Genomic DNA, 15,166 nt, shown 5'->3' with positions numbered 1-15,166 from the left:
CAGGGCGATCTTGCGGCGGTCTTCCGCCGTTCTTCCGTCCACAAGGCCCCTACGGGCGCTTTCTGTTCGACGGGGGGCCACAGAACACGTACACTCTCACCTCGTTGGCCTCCAGCAGGCTGCGCTCGACCGGTGCACACCGAGCATCCGGTCGGATGCGGTACGTTGGGGAACACACAAAGGGTCGTAGCTCAATTGGTAGAGCACTGGTCTCCAAAACCAGCGGTTGGGGGTTCAAGTCCCTCCGGCCCTGCTACACACTCCTTCGCCAGGATGTGTGCGCATGTACGTACAGCAATGCACCGCCGTGCGGCTCAGACCGGGCGCGGCACGGCCACGACCCGGAATCAGGTGAGGACGAGTGACGGACGCCGTGGGCTCCATCGACATGCCTGATGCCGAGGACGAGGCGCCGGAGTCCAAGAAGAAGACTCGTAAGGGCGGCAAGCGTGCCAAGAAGGGCCCGCTGAAGCGCCTCGCCCTCTTCTATCGCCAGATTGTCGCTGAGCTCCGCAAGGTCGTATGGCCTACGCGTAGCCAGCTGACGACGTACACGACCGTTGTGATCGTCTTCGTCGTCATCATGATCGGCCTGGTCACCGTGATTGACTATGGGCTTGACCACGCCGCCAAGTACGTCTTTGGCTGAGCCAAGAGCGAAGGGCGCCGTCACCGGCGCCCCTTTCGCGTGTTCCACCCCCATGTATCCAGGAAGAAGCAGCCACCGTGTCTGACCCGAACCTGAACGAGGCCGTCGAGCCGGACGAGTCCGTGGATGACGAACTCGACATCGTCGAGGGCGCGGACGAGGTAGACGAGTTCGAGGCTGCTGAAGCCGCACTGGGTGAGCCCGCCGAGGAAACCGCCCTCCACGTCGAGGACGACTCGGACGAGGACCCCGAGGACGAGTCCGGTGGGGACGTCGAGTCCGGTGGGGACGTCGAGTCCGTCGAGGACGACGCCGCCGCGGACGCGGTGGAGGACGTCGAGGAGGAGCCGGCCGAGCCGGTCGACCCCGTCGCCGCCCTGCGCGAGGAACTGCGCACCCTCCCCGGCGAGTGGTACGTCATCCACACCTACGCCGGTTACGAGAACCGCGTGAAGACCAACCTCGAGCAGCGCGCCGTGTCGCTCAACGTCGAGGACTTCATCTTCCAGGCCGAGGTGCCGCAGGAAGAGGTCGCCCAGATCAAGAACGGCGAGCGCAAGACCATCCGCCAGAACAAGCTCCCCGGCTATGTCCTGGTGCGTATGGACCTGACGAACGAGTCCTGGGGTGTCGTCCGCAACACCCCCGGCGTCACCGGCTTCGTGGGCAACGCCTACGACCCGTACCCGCTGACCCTGGACGAGATCGTCAAGATGCTCGCGCCGGAGGCCGAGGAGAAGGCAGCCCGCGAGGCCGCCGAGGCCGAGGGCAAGCCGGCTCCGCAGCGCAAGGTCGAGGTCCAGGTGCTGGACTTCGAGGTCGGCGACTCGGTCACCGTCACCGACGGCCCGTTCGCCACGCTGCAGGCGACCATCAACGAGATCAACCCCGACTCGAAGAAGGTCAAGGGTCTCGTCGAGATCTTCGGCCGCGAGACGCCGGTCGAGCTCTCCTTCGACCAGATCCAGAAGAACTAGTTTCTCGCTGGACCCACTACGTCCGAGCAGGTCAGAAGGGCTCTCGAAAGCCCGTCTGACCTGCTCGGTTTTTGGCCGCGCATCTATACCCGTTATCGTTGTGCGGTATGCCTTCATCCGGGACGCGACCCGGGTGGGGGTAGACCCGAATCGAAAGGACCCGGAGAGCTATGCCTCCCAAGAAGAAGAAGGTCACGGGGCTCATCAAGCTCCAGATCAACGCCGGTGCGGCCAACCCCGCTCCGCCGGTCGGCCCCGCGCTCGGCCAGCACGGCGTCAACATCATGGAGTTCTGCAAGGCCTACAACGCCGCGACCGAGTCGCAGCGTGGCTGGGTGATCCCGGTGGAGATCACGGTCTACGAGGACCGCTCCTTCACCTTCGTCACCAAGACGCCGCCGGCCGCGAAGATGATCCTCAAGGCTGCTGGTGTCGAGAAGGGCTCGGGCGAGCCGCACAAGACCAAGGTCGCCAAGATCACCGAGGCGCAGGTCCGCGAGATCGCCACGACCAAGCTCCCCGACCTGAACGCCAACGACCTGGACGCCGCGTCGAAGATCATCGCCGGCACCGCCCGTTCCATGGGCATCACGGTCGAGGGCTGAAGCCCAACCTCCCAGCAGAAGTGGTAGGGCCTGCTCGGCCCGCACCACGACTCCTCAAGAACACACAGGAGCAGTAGTGAGCAAGCGCAGCAAGTCTCTCCGCGCTGCGGACGCCAAGATCGACCGGGACAAGTTCTACGCCCCGCTCGAGGCCGTCCGTCTCGCCAAGGAGACCTCCACGAGCAAGTTCGACGGCACCGTCGAGGTCGCCTTCCGTCTGGGTGTCGACCCGCGCAAGGCCGACCAGATGGTCCGTGGCACCGTGAACCTCCCGCACGGCACCGGTAAGACCGCCCGGGTCCTGGTCTTCGCGACCGGTGACCGTGCCGAGGCCGCTCGTGCCGCGGGCGCCGACATCGTCGGCGCCGACGAGCTCATCGACGAGGTGTCGAAGGGCCGTCTGGACTTCGACGCCGTCGTCGCCACCCCGGACCTCATGGGCAAGGTCGGCCGCCTCGGCCGCGTGCTCGGTCCCCGTGGTCTCATGCCGAACCCGAAGACCGGCACCGTCACCCCCGATGTCACCAAGGCTGTCAACGACATCAAGGGCGGCAAGATCGAGTTCCGCGTCGACAAGCACTCGAACCTGCACTTCATCATCGGCAAGACGTCGTTCGACGACACCAAGCTGGTGGAGAACTACGGCGCGGCCCTGGAGGAGATCCTCCGTCTGAAGCCGTCCGCCGCCAAGGGTCGCTACATCAAGAAGGCCGCGATCAGCACCACGATCGGCCCCGGCATTCCGCTCGACCCGAACCGCACCCGCAACCTTCTCGTCGAGGAGGACCCGGCGGCGGTCTGAGCCTGACGGCTCGCCCAGTCGGCGACGGGCCCCGCACCTTCACGGTGCGGGGCCCGTTTCTCGTGTCCGGGGGGTGTGCCCTGGGTTAGCGTGCGGACAGGGCAAGGCACGGGGGGACGTATGAGTTGCACGAGGGGGCTTCGCGTCGCCGTCTCGGCCGCGGTGGCGGCAGTACTGACGGCGTTGACCGCCTGTACCTCCTCCGAGTCCGCCACCGACCGCGACGAGGACCGCGGACCGAGCTCCGAGTTCCTGCCGGCCCTGCGCTCGGCCGAGCGCTCCACCGACCGGGCCGGGTCGGCCAGGGTACGGGCCACCACCGTCACGGGCACCGAGCTGGCCGTCGAGTCCGACGGCGCCCTCGACTGGCGCGACGACCTCACCGGCACCCTGACCATCACATACACGGGCGGCACGACGGCCGAGGCGATGCGCGGGCTGGGCGTCACCTCGATGGAGGCCCGCTACCTGTCCGACGCCTACTACGCGCGGATGGGCGACGCGTTCGCCGCGAAGGCCGGCGGCAAGCACTGGCTCAAGTACCGCTACAAGGACCTCGCCGACCTCGGCGGCGGTGGCGCGACGTTCGCGGACCAGATGCGCAACACCACCCCCAACCAGTCGGTGAAGCTGCTGCTGGACTGCGAGGACGTGCGCAGGGTCGGCGTGGAGACGGTGGGCGGGCAGCGGGCCACCCACTACTCCGGCACGGTCGAGGTGAGCGACGTCGGCGACCGGGAGCTGCGAACGCAGCTGCAACAGGCCGGCGTCACCACCCAGACCGTCGACATCTGGGTCGACAGCCGGGACCTGCTGGTCAAGAAGGTCGAGAAGGGCCGGATGACGACCGGCGAGCTGACCCAGACCGCTTACTACAGCGACTACGGAGTGCCGGTCTCCGTGCGCAGGCCCCCGGCAGAGGACACCAAGGACTTCACGGAACTGCTGGCGACACGGGAGAGCCAAACCCCTTGATTCCCAAGGGAATTCAGAGGTCTGTTCCCGTCCCCTGGGATACGCTCGCGACTCGCTGTGAACGAGCCGTGTGTTCCTTGGGGGGAAACAATGGTGTTATTCGTACGTGCGTCCGCGCGCGGTAGGACGACCGGTGCCGGCCTCGCCGCACTGTTCCTGGCCGCCGGTACGGCCGGGTGCGCGCAGGGGGAGGAGTCGCCGAGCATGACGCCGGCGGCGGCCGTCGCGAAGGCGGCGAAGAAGGCGGAGGACATCGACTCCTTCCGCTACCGCATGACGGGCCGGGTTCCGGAGCAGGGCAGGGTCAAGGCCGAGGCCGCGATACGCATGAGGCCCACCCTGGCCATGAGCATGAAGATGACGGCGCTCGACCAGAAGACGGACGGTACGGCGGAGATCCGGCTGGTCGACAAGGTCATGTACATAGGCGGGGGAGCCGCCGCCGAGGAGCTCGACGGCAAGAGCTGGCTCAAGTTCGATCTGTCCGAGCTGGGGGAGGAGGGGCTGAACGACTCCTCCCTCGGGGCCGGCCAGGCGGACAGGAACCCCGCAGACCAGTCCACCTTCCTGACCGGGTCCAAGGACGTCGAGAACGTCGGCACCGAGACCGTCGACGGAGTGAAGACCACCCACTACAAGGGGACGGTCACCAGGAAGGGGTTCCGCGAGTCCCTCAAGGGCCAGGACGACGCCACCGCGGAGCGGCGGGTCAACCAGTTCCTGAAGCTGGGTGTCGACGAGGTCACCATGGACATGTGGGTCGACGGCGACGACCTGACCAAGCAGTTCCGGATGCGCGGCGACGGCGACAAGGGCCCGCTCGACATGACCGTCACCCTGCTCGACGTCAACGAACCGGTGACCGTCGAGGCGCCCCCGGCCAAGGACACGATGAACCTCGCCGAGATGATGAAGGAGATGGAGGGCGCTGAGAGCTGACGGCCGCAGGAGCGGATTTGCTCCGCGACGATCCGGTCGCGTACTCTCCTACAGAAGCCAAAGACCGCTGGTCGTTGCCGTGTTCTCAGCAGAGGGTGCGGTGACCGAAGGATCCGCTGAAACGGCGGACGACCCGCGCAGGTGAATGTGGAAGTGCTCCCGGAGTTCGCAGCTCGCGCTGCGAGAACCGGTCGAGCTACGCCCCGTGCGCCTGCGCCGGGGCGTTTCGTTTTCTCAGCCCCTTCTGAGCGGTCCTCATCACCCGGAAGGAGGCCGACGCTCTATGGCAAGGCCCGACAAGGCTGCCGCGGTGGCCGAGCTCGCGGAGCAGTTCCGTAGCTCGAACGCCGCCGTGCTGACCGAGTACCGGGGTCTCACCGTGGCGCAGCTCAAGACGCTGCGTCGTTCGCTCGGTGAGAACGCCCAGTACGCCGTGGTGAAGAACACGCTGACCAAGATTGCGGCCAACGAGGCCGGGATCTCGACGCTCGACGACCTGTTCAACGGTCCGACGGCGGTCGCCTTCGTCACCGGTGACCCGGTGGAGTCGGCGAAGGGTCTTCGTGACTTCGCCAAGGACAACCCCAACCTCGTCATCAAGGGCGGTGTCCTTGACGGCAAGGCGCTGTCCGCCGACGAGATCAAGAAGCTTGCGGACCTCGAGTCCCGCGAGGTTCTGCTCTCCAAGCTGGCGGGTGCCTTCAAGGGCAAGCAGACTCAGGCTGCTCAGGTCTTCCAGGCGCTCCCGTCGAAGCTCGTCCGTACCGTGGACGCGCTTCGTGCCAAGCAGGACGAGCAGGGCGGTGCCGAGTAACTCGGCCCCCGAAATGATCGCTGCCTGAGGCTTCCCGCCTGAGGCGACGGTCGTCGCGGGCCGAACGTACGCCCGCCAGACATGTACATACCGGCACCAGCCGAATTAGTGGAAGGATCGCCCATCATGGCGAAGCTCAGCCAGGAAGACCTGCTCGCGCAGTTCGAGGAGATGACCCTCATCGAGCTCTCCGAGTTCGTGAAGGCCTTCGAGGAGAAGTTCGACGTCACCGCCGCCGCGGCCGTCGCCGTCGCGGGCCCGGCCCAGGGTGGCCCGGCCGCCCCGGTCGAGGAGGAGAAGGACGAGTTCGACGTCATCCTCACCGGTGCCGGCGACAAGAAGATCCAGGTCATCAAGGTCGTGCGTGAGCTGACCTCCCTGGGTCTGAAGGAGGCCAAGGACCTCGTGGACGGCGCCCCGAAGCCCGTCCTCGAGAAGGTCGCCAAGGACGCCGCCGAGAAGGCCGCCGAGTCCCTCAAGGGCGCCGGCGCCTCCGTCGAGGTCAAGTGACCCCACGGAGTCCGCAGGGACTCCCTTGCTAGCTGACACGGTCCTCTGAGAGGGCTGTAACGCTGACGCACCGAAGAGCGATCATCCATCCGGGTGGTCGCTCTTCGGCGTTCCGAGGGGCCGGGCGGCGGCTGCCTTGCACCGACGTTCGCGCGGAGTATGGTGATCTTCGTCGTGTCTCCGAGCGCCCCCGGTGCAGGCTGCGCGTGACGAGCGCAGCACCCGGTTCGGGCAACGAGGCCTTGACGAACCGCACGCAGCGCGCAATTCTCAGGACGCGTCGTCACAAGGATCCGAATCCGAGGCATGGATCGGCGACGAAGAGGGCAGTATCAACGTGCGTTGAGGACGTGAGCTTGCCGAAGGTGTTGAGAGCAACGAGGGTCTTCAAAAACCCGAGCTGGACATCAGTGTGCCAAGTGGCTACACTGACCCTTTGCGCTGCCTGTTAGCTGTCCCCTGCCCGTCACCAGGGGCATGCCCTCACCTGAGCACCGACGATCAGACCGCATCCGACCTGGCCTTCTGGGCCGGTGAAGGAAACGTCTGTCTCTGTGTCCGGGAGAGGGACCGGTACGCGCGTAGTGAGTCCGAGCCCTCGGAAGGACCCCCTCTTGGCCGCCTCGCGCACTGCCTCGACCGCGAATACGAACAACGCCGCCAGCACCGCCCCGCTGCGCATCTCTTTTGCAAAGATCAAGGAGCCCCTCGAGGTTCCCAACCTGCTCGCGCTGCAGACCGAAAGCTTTGACTGGCTGCTCGGGAACACCGCCTGGCAGAGTCGGGTCGAGGCGGCTCTCGAGTCCGGTCAGGACGTCCCCACCAAGTCCGGCCTGGAGGAGATCTTCGAGGAGATCTCTCCGATCGAGGACTTCTCCGGGTCGATGTCGCTGACGTTCCGCGACCACCGTTTCGAGCCGCCGAAGAACAGCATCGACGAGTGCAAGGAGCGCGACTTCACGTACGCCGCTCCGCTCTTCGTGACGGCCGAGTTCACCAACAACGAGACCGGCGAGATCAAGTCGCAGACGGTCTTCATGGGCGACTTCCCGCTCATGACGGGCAAGGGCACCTTCGTCATCAACGGCACCGAGCGTGTCGTGGTGTCGCAGCTGGTCCGCTCGCCCGGCGTCTACTTCGACTCCTCCATCGACAAGACGTCCGACAAGGACATCTTCTCCGCCAAGATCATCCCGTCCCGGGGTGCCTGGCTGGAGATGGAGATCGACAAGCGCGACATGGTCGGTGTCCGCATCGACCGCAAGCGCAAGCAGTCCGTCACCGTCCTGCTCAAGGCTCTCGGCTGGACCACCGAGCAGATCCTCGAGGAGTTCGGCGAGTACGAGTCGATGCGCGCCACCCTGGAGAAGGACCACACCCAGGGCCAGGACGACGCGCTGCTCGACATCTACCGCAAGCTGCGTCCGGGCGAGCCCCCGACGCGTGAGGCCGCGCAGACCCTGCTCGAGAACCTCTACTTCAACCCCAAGCGCTACGACCTGGCCAAGGTCGGTCGCTACAAGGTCAACAAGAAGCTGGGTGCGGAGGCTCCGCTCGACGCGGGCGTCCTGACCGTCGAGGACGTCATCTCGACGATCAAGTACCTGGTGAAGCTGCACGCCGGTGAGACCGAGACCGCCGCCGACAACGGCACGACGATCGTCGTCGAGACCGACGACATCGACCACTTCGGCAACCGTCGTCTGCGCAGCGTCGGCGAGCTCATCCAGAACCAGGTCCGTACGGGTCTGGCGCGTATGGAGCGTGTCGTCCGCGAGCGCATGACGACTCAGGACGTCGAGGCGATCACGCCGCAGACCCTGATCAACATCCGGCCGGTCGTCGCCTCCATCAAGGAGTTCTTCGGCACCAGCCAGCTGTCGCAGTTCATGGACCAGAACAACCCGCTGTCGGGTCTCACCCACAAGCGCCGTCTGTCGGCTCTTGGCCCGGGTGGTCTCTCCCGTGAGCGGGCCGGCTTCGAGGTCCGTGACGTGCACCCGTCCCACTACGGCCGCATGTGCCCGATCGAGACGCCCGAAGGCCCGAACATCGGTCTGATCGGTTCGCTCGCCTCCTACGGCCGCGTCAACGCGTTCGGCTTCGTGGAGACGCCGTACCGCAAGGTCGTCGACGGCATCGTCACCGACGAGGTCGACTACCTCACGGCCGACGAAGAGGACCGATTCGTCATCGCGCAGGCCAACGCCACGCTCGACGACGACATGCGCTTCACCGAGAACCGCGTCCTGGTCCGCCGTCGTGGCGGCGAGGTCGACTACGTCCCCGGTGACGACGTGGACTACATGGACGTCTCGCCGCGCCAGATGGTGTCGGTCGCGACCGCCATGATCCCGTTCCTCGAGCACGACGACGCCAACCGTGCCCTCATGGGCGCGAACATGATGCGTCAGGCCGTGCCGCTGATCAAGAGCGAGTCCCCGCTCGTCGGCACCGGCATGGAGTACCGCTCCGCCGTCGACGCCGGCGACGTGGTCAAGGCCGAGAAGGCGGGTGTGGTCCAGGAGGTCTCCGCGGACTACATCACCACGGCCAACGACGACGGCACGTACATCACGTACCGCCTGGCCAAGTTCGCCCGTTCCAACCAGGGCACCTCGGTCAACCAGAAGGTCATCGTCAACGAGGGCGACCGGATCATCGAGGGCCAGGTCCTGGCCGACGGTCCGGCCACCGAGAACGGCGAGATGGCGCTGGGCAAGAACCTGCTCGTGGCGTTCATGCCGTGGGAGGGTCACAACTACGAGGACGCGATCATCCTGTCGCAGCGCCTCGTGCAGGACGACGTCCTCTCCTCGATCCACATCGAGGAGCACGAGGTCGACGCCCGTGACACCAAGCTCGGCCCCGAGGAGATCACCCGGGACATCCCGAACGTCTCCGAGGAGGTCCTCGCCGACCTCGACGAGCGCGGCATCATCCGTATCGGTGCCGAGGTCGTCGCCGGCGACATCCTCGTCGGCAAGGTCACGCCCAAGGGTGAGACCGAGCTGACGCCGGAGGAGCGCCTGCTGCGCGCCATCTTCGGTGAGAAGGCCCGTGAGGTCCGTGACACCTCGCTGAAGGTGCCGCACGGCGAGATCGGCAAGGTCATCGGCGTCCGCGTCTTCGACCGTGAAGAGGGCGACGAGCTGCCGCCGGGCGTGAACCAGCTGGTTCGTGTCTACGTGGCGCAGAAGCGCAAGATCACGGACGGTGACAAGCTCGCCGGCCGGCACGGCAACAAGGGTGTCATCTCCAAGATCCTGCCCATCGAGGACATGCCGTTCCTCGAGGACGGGACCCCGGTCGACATCATCCTGAACCCGCTGGGTGTGCCGTCCCGAATGAACCCGGGACAGGTCCTGGAGATCCACCTCGGCTGGCTCGCCAGCCGCGGCTGGGACGTCTCCGGGCTCGGCGAGGACTGGGCGCAGCGCCTCCAGGTGATCGGTGCCGACCAGGTAGACCCGGGCACGAACGTCGCGACGCCCGTCTTCGACGGTGCGCGTGAGGACGAGCTCGCGGGTCTGCTGAACCACACCATCCCGAACCGCGACGGCGAGCGCATGGTGCAGCCGACCGGTAAGGCGAGGCTGTTCGACGGCCGCTCCGGCGAGCCGTTCCCGGACCCGATCTCCATCGGGTACATGTACATCCTCAAGCTCCACCACCTGGTCGACGACAAGCTGCACGCCCGCTCGACCGGTCCGTACTCGATGATCACCCAGCAGCCGCTGGGTGGTAAGGCCCAGTTCGGTGGCCAGCGGTTCGGCGAGATGGAGGTGTGGGCGCTGGAGGCATACGGCGCCGCGTACGCCCTCCAGGAGCTGCTGACCATCAAGTCCGACGACGTGACCGGCCGCGTGAAGGTCTACGAGGCCATCGTCAAGGGCGAGAACATTCCCGAGCCCGGCATCCCCGAGTCCTTCAAGGTGCTCATCAAGGAGATGCAGTCCCTGTGCCTCAACGTGGAGGTGCTGTCCTCGGACGGCATGTCCATCGAGATGCGCGACACCGACGAGGACGTCTTCCGCGCCGCGGAGGAGCTTGGCATCGACCTGTCCCGGCGGGAGCCGAGCAGCGTCGAAGAGGTCTGACGGGAGTTTCGGCGGCCTTCGACAGAAGGCCGCCGGCCCCAGGACCCCCGTTTCAGACCCCTAAGACTTACAACCCTGAGAGGGATTGACGCATAGTGCTCGACGTCAACTTCTTCGATGAGCTCCGGATCGGTCTGGCCACCGCTGACGACATCCGTCAGTGGAGCCACGGCGAGGTCAAGAAGCCCGAGACCATCAACTACCGCACGCTCAAGCCCGAAAAGGACGGACTCTTCTGCGAGAAGATCTTCGGTCCGACCCGGGACTGGGAGTGCTACTGCGGCAAGTACAAGCGTGTCCGCTTCAAGGGCATCATCTGTGAGCGCTGTGGCGTCGAGGTCACGCGCGCCAAGGTGCGACGTGAGCGGATGGGCCACATCGAGCTCGCCGCTCCCGTCACCCACATCTGGTACTTCAAGGGCGTTCCGTCGCGGCTGGGCTACCTGCTCGACCTCGCCCCGAAGGACCTCGAGAAGGTCATCTACTTCGCGGCGTACATGATCACGTACGTCGACGAGGAGCGCCGCACCCGCGACCTGCCCTCCCTGGAGGCGCACGTCTCCGTCGAGCGGCAGCAGATCGAGAACCGCCGGGACTCCGACCTGGAGGCCCGCGCCAAGAAGCTCGAGACCGACCTGGCCGAGCTCGAGGCCGAGGGTGCCAAGGCCGACGTGCGCCGCAAGGTGCGCGAGGGCGCCGAGCGTGAGATGAAGCAGCTGCGTGACCGTGCGCAGCGCGAGATCGACCGTCTCGACGAGGTGTGGACCCGGTTCAAGAACCTCAAGGTCCAGGACCTGGAGGGCGACGAGCTCCTCTACCGCGAGCTGCGTGACCGCTTCGGCACGTACTTCGACGGTTCGATGGGTGCCGCGGCGCTGCAGAAGCGCCTGGAGTCCTTCGACCTGGACGAGGAGGCCGAGCGCCTCCGCGAGATCATCCGTACCGGCAAGGGTCAGAAGAAGACCCGTGCGCTGAAGCGGCTGAAGGTCGTGTCTGCCTTCCTGCAGACCTCCAACAGCCCCAAGGGCATGGTCCTCGACTGCGTCCCGGTCATCCCGCCGGACCTCCGCCCGATGGTGCAGCTGGACGGTGGCCGCTTCGCGACCTCCGACCTGAACGACCTGTACCGCCGTGTGATCAACCGGAACAACCGCCTGAAGCGGCTTCTCGACCTCGGCGCGCCCGAGATCATCGTGAACAACGAGAAGCGCATGCTCCAGGAGGCCGTCGACGCGCTGTTCGACAACGGCCGTCGTGGTCGCCCGGTCACCGGTCCCGGCAACCGCCCGCTGAAGTCCCTCAGCGACATGCTGAAGGGCAAGCAGGGTCGATTCCGTCAGAACCTGCTCGGCAAGCGTGTGGACTACTCCGCGCGTTCCGTGATCGTCGTCGGTCCGCAGCTGAAGCTGCACCAGTGCGGTCTGCCGAAGGCCATGGCGCTGGAGCTCTTCAAGCCGTTCGTGATGAAGCGCCTGGTCGACCTGAACCACGCGCAGAACATCAAGAGCGCCAAGCGGATGGTCGAGCGCGGCCGCACCGTGGTGTACGACGTCCTCGAAGAGGTCATCGCCGAGCACCCGGTGCTGCTGAACCGTGCGCCCACCCTGCACCGCCTCGGCATCCAGGCCTTCGAGCCGCAGCTGGTCGAGGGCAAGGCCATCCAGATCCACCCGCTCGTCTGCACCGCGTTCAACGCGGACTTCGACGGTGACCAGATGGCCGTGCACCTTCCGCTGTCCGCGGAGGCGCAGGCCGAGGCCCGCATCCTGATGCTGTCCTCGAACAACATCCTCAAGCCCGCCGACGGCCGTCCGGTGACGATGCCGACCCAGGACATGGTCCTCGGTCTGTTCTTCCTCACCACCGACGGCGAGCTGCGTGACACCAAGGGCGAGGGCCGGTCCTTCGGCTCCACGGCCGAGGCGATCATGGCGTTCGACGCCGGCGAGCTGGCGCTCCAGTCGCAGATCGACATCCGCTTCCCGGTGGGCACCATCCCGCCGCGCGGCTGGATGCCGCCGGCGCGCGAGGAGGGCGAGCCCGAGTGGCAGCAGGGGGACACGTTCCGCCTGCGCACCACCCTGGGCCGCGCGCTCTTCAACGAGCTGCTGCCCGAGGACTACCCGTTCGTCGACTACTCGGTCGGCAAGAAGCAGCTCTCCGAGATCGTCAACGACCTCGCCGAGCGCTACCCCAAGGTCATCGTGGCGGCGACGCTCGACAACCTGAAGGCGGCCGGCTTCTACTGGGCGACCCGTTCCGGCGTCACCGTGGCCATCTCCGACGTCGTCGTTCCCGAGGCGAAGAAGGAGATCGTCAAGGGCTACGAGGCGCTGGACGAGAAGGTCCAGAAGCAGTACGAGCGCGGTCTGATCACCAAGGAAGAGCGCACGCAGGAGCTCATCGCGATCTGGACCAAGGCGACCAACGAGGTCGCCGAGGCGATGAACGAGAACTTCCCCAAGACCAACCCCATCTTCATGATGGTTGACTCGGGTGCCCGAGGAAACATGATGCAGATGCGGCAGATCGCCGGTATGCGTGGTCTGGTGTCGAACGCGAAGAACGAGACCATCCCGCGTCCGATCAAGGCGTCCTTCCGTGAGGGCCTGTCCGTGCTGGAGTACTTCATCTCCACGCACGGTGCCCGTAAGGGTCTGGCGGACACCGCCCTGCGTACCGCCGACTCGGGTTACCTGACCCGTCGTCTGGTGGACGTCTCGCAGGACGTCATCATCCGCGAGGAGGACTGCGGCACCGAGCGCGGTCTGAAGCTGAAGATCGCCACGCGCGGCGCCGACGGTGTGCTGCGCAAGACGGACGACGTCGAGACCAGCGTCTACGCCCGCATGCTCGCCGAGGACGTCGTCATCGACGGCAAGGTGATCGCGCCGGCCAACGTCGACCTGGGTGACGTTCTCATCGACCAGCTGGTGCACCACGGCGTCGAGGAGGTCAAGACCCGTTCGATCCTGACCTGCGAGTCGACCGTCGGCACCTGCGCCATGTGCTACGGCCGTTCGCTGGCCACCGGCAAGCTGGTCGACATCGGTGAGGCGGTCGGCATCATCGCCGCCCAGTCCATCGGTGAGCCCGGTACCCAGCTGACGATGCGTACCTTCCACACCGGTGGTGTGGCCGGTGACGACATCACCCAGGGTCTGCCCCGTGTCGTCGAGCTCTTCGAGGCTCGTACGCCCAAGGGTGTCGCCCCGATCTCCGAGGCCCAGGGCCGCGTGCGGATCGAGGAGACCGAGAAGACCAAGAAGATCGTCGTCACCCCGGACGACGGCAGCGACGAGACGGCGTTCCCGATCTCGAAGCGTGCCCGGCTCCTGGTCAGCGAGGGCGAGCACGTCGAGGTGGGCCAGAAGCTCACCGTGGGTGCCACCAACCCGCACGACGTGCTGCGCATCCTGGGTCAGCGTGCCGTCCAGGTCCACCTGGTCGGCGAGGTCCAGAAGGTCTACAACTCGCAGGGTGTGTCGATCCACGACAAGCACATCGAGATCATCATCCGGCAGATGCTGCGCCGTGTGACGATCATCGAGTCCGGCGACGCCGAGCTGCTGCCCGGCGAGCTGGTCGAGCGCTCGAAGTTCGAGACCGAGAACCGTCGTGTGGTCCAGGAGGGCGGTCACCCGGCCTCCGGTCGTCCGCAGCTGATGGGTATCACCAAGGCCTCGCTGGCGACCGAGTCGTGGCTGTCGGCGGCGTCCTTCCAGGAGACGACCAGGGTCCTGACGGACGCGGCGATCAACGCCAAGTCCGATTCCCTGATCGGCCTCAAGGAGAACGTCATCATCGGTAAGCTCATCCCGGCCGGTACGGGCCTGTCCCGCTACCGCAACATCCGGGTCGAGCCGACCGAGGAAGCCAAGGCCGCGATGTACTCGGCCGTCGGCTACGACGACATCGACTACTCGCCGTTCGGCACGGGCTCCGGCCAGGCCGTTCCGCTGGAGGACTACGACTACGGTCCGTACAACCAGTAAGCGGGCAGACTGAATCGAAGGGCGGTCACCTCTCGGGGTGGCCGCCCTTCGGCGTGTCCGGTGACGCGGTCTGTGCCGGAATCGCCGGTTCGGCGCATCATGGAGGGACCTCGGGGGAGTGGGGAGGTGCCCGGTGTCGAATCCGTCATGGCAGCCCTGGCAGCCAGGACAGGGCCTTCCGCAGCCCTGGCAGGGCCACAGCGCCCCGTCCATGCTGGCCTCGCACGCCGACCGGGAACGCGCGGTGGACGTGCTCAGAGCGGGCTACGGAGAGGGCCGGCTGGAGAAGGCCGAGTTCGACCGGCGCGTGGAGCGGGCCTACGCGGCCCGGACGGTGGCGGAGCTGGCCCTGCTCGTCGCCGACCTGCCCACCGGGCCCGTACCGCACACGGCGCCCGTGATGGCCGTGCCACGGACGTTCATGCCCGTCCCGCGGCCGCAGACCAACGGCAAGGCCGTCGGGGCCGCCGTCTGTGGGCTCCTGTGCCTTCCCACCATGGGGCTGACCGGTCTTCCGGCGGTGATCCTCGGGCACGCGGCGCGTGCGGAGATCCAGCGCACCGGGGAGGGCGGCGACGGGCTGGCGCTGACCGGTCTGGTGCTGGGCTGGCTGTCGACGGCCGGCTGGGCGCTTATCCTGACGCTTCTGCTGGCGGTGGGGTTCGCGACCGGGTGACCAAGTGGTGCCCCGACGTGTGCGGAGCGTGAAAACGAAGATCGTCTACGGCGTTGGGGCTTGACATGTCCTGCCTGGTGAGGCGGGTGGCACCCATTTGTTTTGACCGCAGCGAATGAGCTAG

General features: G+C 66.5%; 11 protein-coding genes and 1 tRNA gene. All 12 read left to right on the top strand.

The genetic code is table 11. From position 1 onward, the window contains the following. Positions 1–180 precede the first annotated feature (180 nt). The 12 genes from AQJ84_RS31495 (at position 181) to AQJ84_RS31440 (ending at position 15,042) form a co-directional block, all read left to right on the top strand. Positions 181–253: transfer RNA gene (locus AQJ84_RS31495), tRNA-Trp, on the top strand. A 108-nt stretch (positions 254–361) separates the two neighbouring features. Beyond that, the gene (gene secE / locus AQJ84_RS31490; protein WP_030039741.1) at positions 362–649 is read left to right on the top strand and encodes a preprotein translocase subunit SecE; all 288 of its coding nucleotides are present in this window, start codon (positions 362–364) and stop codon (positions 647–649) included. A gap of 77 nt (positions 650–726) precedes the next feature. Next, entirely contained in the window at positions 727–1,626 is a 900-nt protein-coding gene (gene nusG, locus AQJ84_RS31485; RefSeq protein WP_030039742.1) for a transcription termination/antitermination protein NusG, read from the top strand. A 170-nt stretch (positions 1,627–1,796) separates the two neighbouring features. After that, positions 1,797–2,231: a 50S ribosomal protein L11 gene (rplK, locus tag AQJ84_RS31480; RefSeq protein WP_005481290.1), complete on the top strand. Its 435-nt coding sequence runs from the start codon at positions 1,797–1,799 to the stop codon at positions 2,229–2,231. Between the two features lie 76 nt (positions 2,232–2,307). Next, entirely contained in the window at positions 2,308–3,033 is a 726-nt protein-coding gene (gene rplA, locus AQJ84_RS31475) for a 50S ribosomal protein L1 (RefSeq protein WP_030039743.1), read from the top strand. A gap of 120 nt (positions 3,034–3,153) precedes the next feature. Next, positions 3,154–4,008 (top strand): hypothetical protein, encoded by an 855-nt coding sequence (locus tag AQJ84_RS31470; RefSeq protein WP_030039744.1) that lies wholly within the window; start codon positions 3,154–3,156, stop codon positions 4,006–4,008. Positions 4,009–4,098: 90 nt separating this feature from the next. Further along, positions 4,099–4,947: a hypothetical protein gene (locus AQJ84_RS31465; protein WP_030039745.1), complete on the top strand. Its 849-nt coding sequence runs from the start codon at positions 4,099–4,101 to the stop codon at positions 4,945–4,947. 283 nt (positions 4,948–5,230) lie between these two features. After that, positions 5,231–5,761, top strand: coding sequence for a 50S ribosomal protein L10 (gene rplJ, locus AQJ84_RS31460; RefSeq protein ID WP_030039746.1), 531 nt, complete (start codon positions 5,231–5,233; stop codon positions 5,759–5,761). A 126-nt stretch (positions 5,762–5,887) separates the two neighbouring features. After that, positions 5,888–6,271 (top strand): 50S ribosomal protein L7/L12, encoded by a 384-nt coding sequence (rplL, locus tag AQJ84_RS31455; protein ID WP_030039747.1) that lies wholly within the window; start codon positions 5,888–5,890, stop codon positions 6,269–6,271. Positions 6,272–6,885: 614 nt separating this feature from the next. Continuing rightward, positions 6,886–10,371, top strand: coding sequence for a DNA-directed RNA polymerase subunit beta (gene rpoB / locus AQJ84_RS31450; RefSeq protein ID WP_030039748.1), 3,486 nt, complete (start codon positions 6,886–6,888; stop codon positions 10,369–10,371). Positions 10,372–10,466: 95 nt separating this feature from the next. Next, a complete protein-coding gene (locus tag AQJ84_RS31445) occupies positions 10,467–14,366 on the top strand; it encodes a DNA-directed RNA polymerase subunit beta' (RefSeq protein ID WP_030039749.1) in 3,900 nt (1,299 codons plus the stop codon). 133 nt (positions 14,367–14,499) lie between these two features. Then, a complete protein-coding gene (locus tag AQJ84_RS31440) occupies positions 14,500–15,042 on the top strand; it encodes a DUF1707 and DUF4190 domain-containing protein (RefSeq protein ID WP_030039750.1) in 543 nt (180 codons plus the stop codon). The last annotated feature ends 124 nt before the right edge of the window (positions 15,043–15,166 follow it).

It is taken from the genome of Streptomyces resistomycificus (assembly GCF_001514265.1).
In the GTDB taxonomy this organism is placed as follows: Bacteria; Actinomycetota; Actinomycetes; order Streptomycetales; family Streptomycetaceae; genus Streptomyces; species Streptomyces resistomycificus.
The sequence above is the reverse complement of the archived record's forward strand: the minus strand, read 5'-3'. Positions and strand labels throughout refer to the sequence as shown.

What these genes read in the sequence shown, in the direction of transcription:
- AQJ84_RS31470 (WP_030039744.1), top strand. Translation starts at nt 3,154, where the DNA reads ATGAGTTGCACGAGGGGGCTTCGCGTCGCCGTCTCGGCCGCGGTGGCG.
- rplL (WP_030039747.1), top strand. Translation starts at nt 5,888, where the DNA reads ATGGCGAAGCTCAGCCAGGAAGACCTGCTCGCGCAGTTCGAGGAGATG.
- rplK (WP_005481290.1), top strand. Translation starts at nt 1,797, where the DNA reads ATGCCTCCCAAGAAGAAGAAGGTCACGGGGCTCATCAAGCTCCAGATC.
- AQJ84_RS31465 (WP_030039745.1), top strand. Translation starts at nt 4,099, where the DNA reads ATGGTGTTATTCGTACGTGCGTCCGCGCGCGGTAGGACGACCGGTGCC.
- rplJ (WP_030039746.1), top strand. Translation starts at nt 5,231, where the DNA reads ATGGCAAGGCCCGACAAGGCTGCCGCGGTGGCCGAGCTCGCGGAGCAG.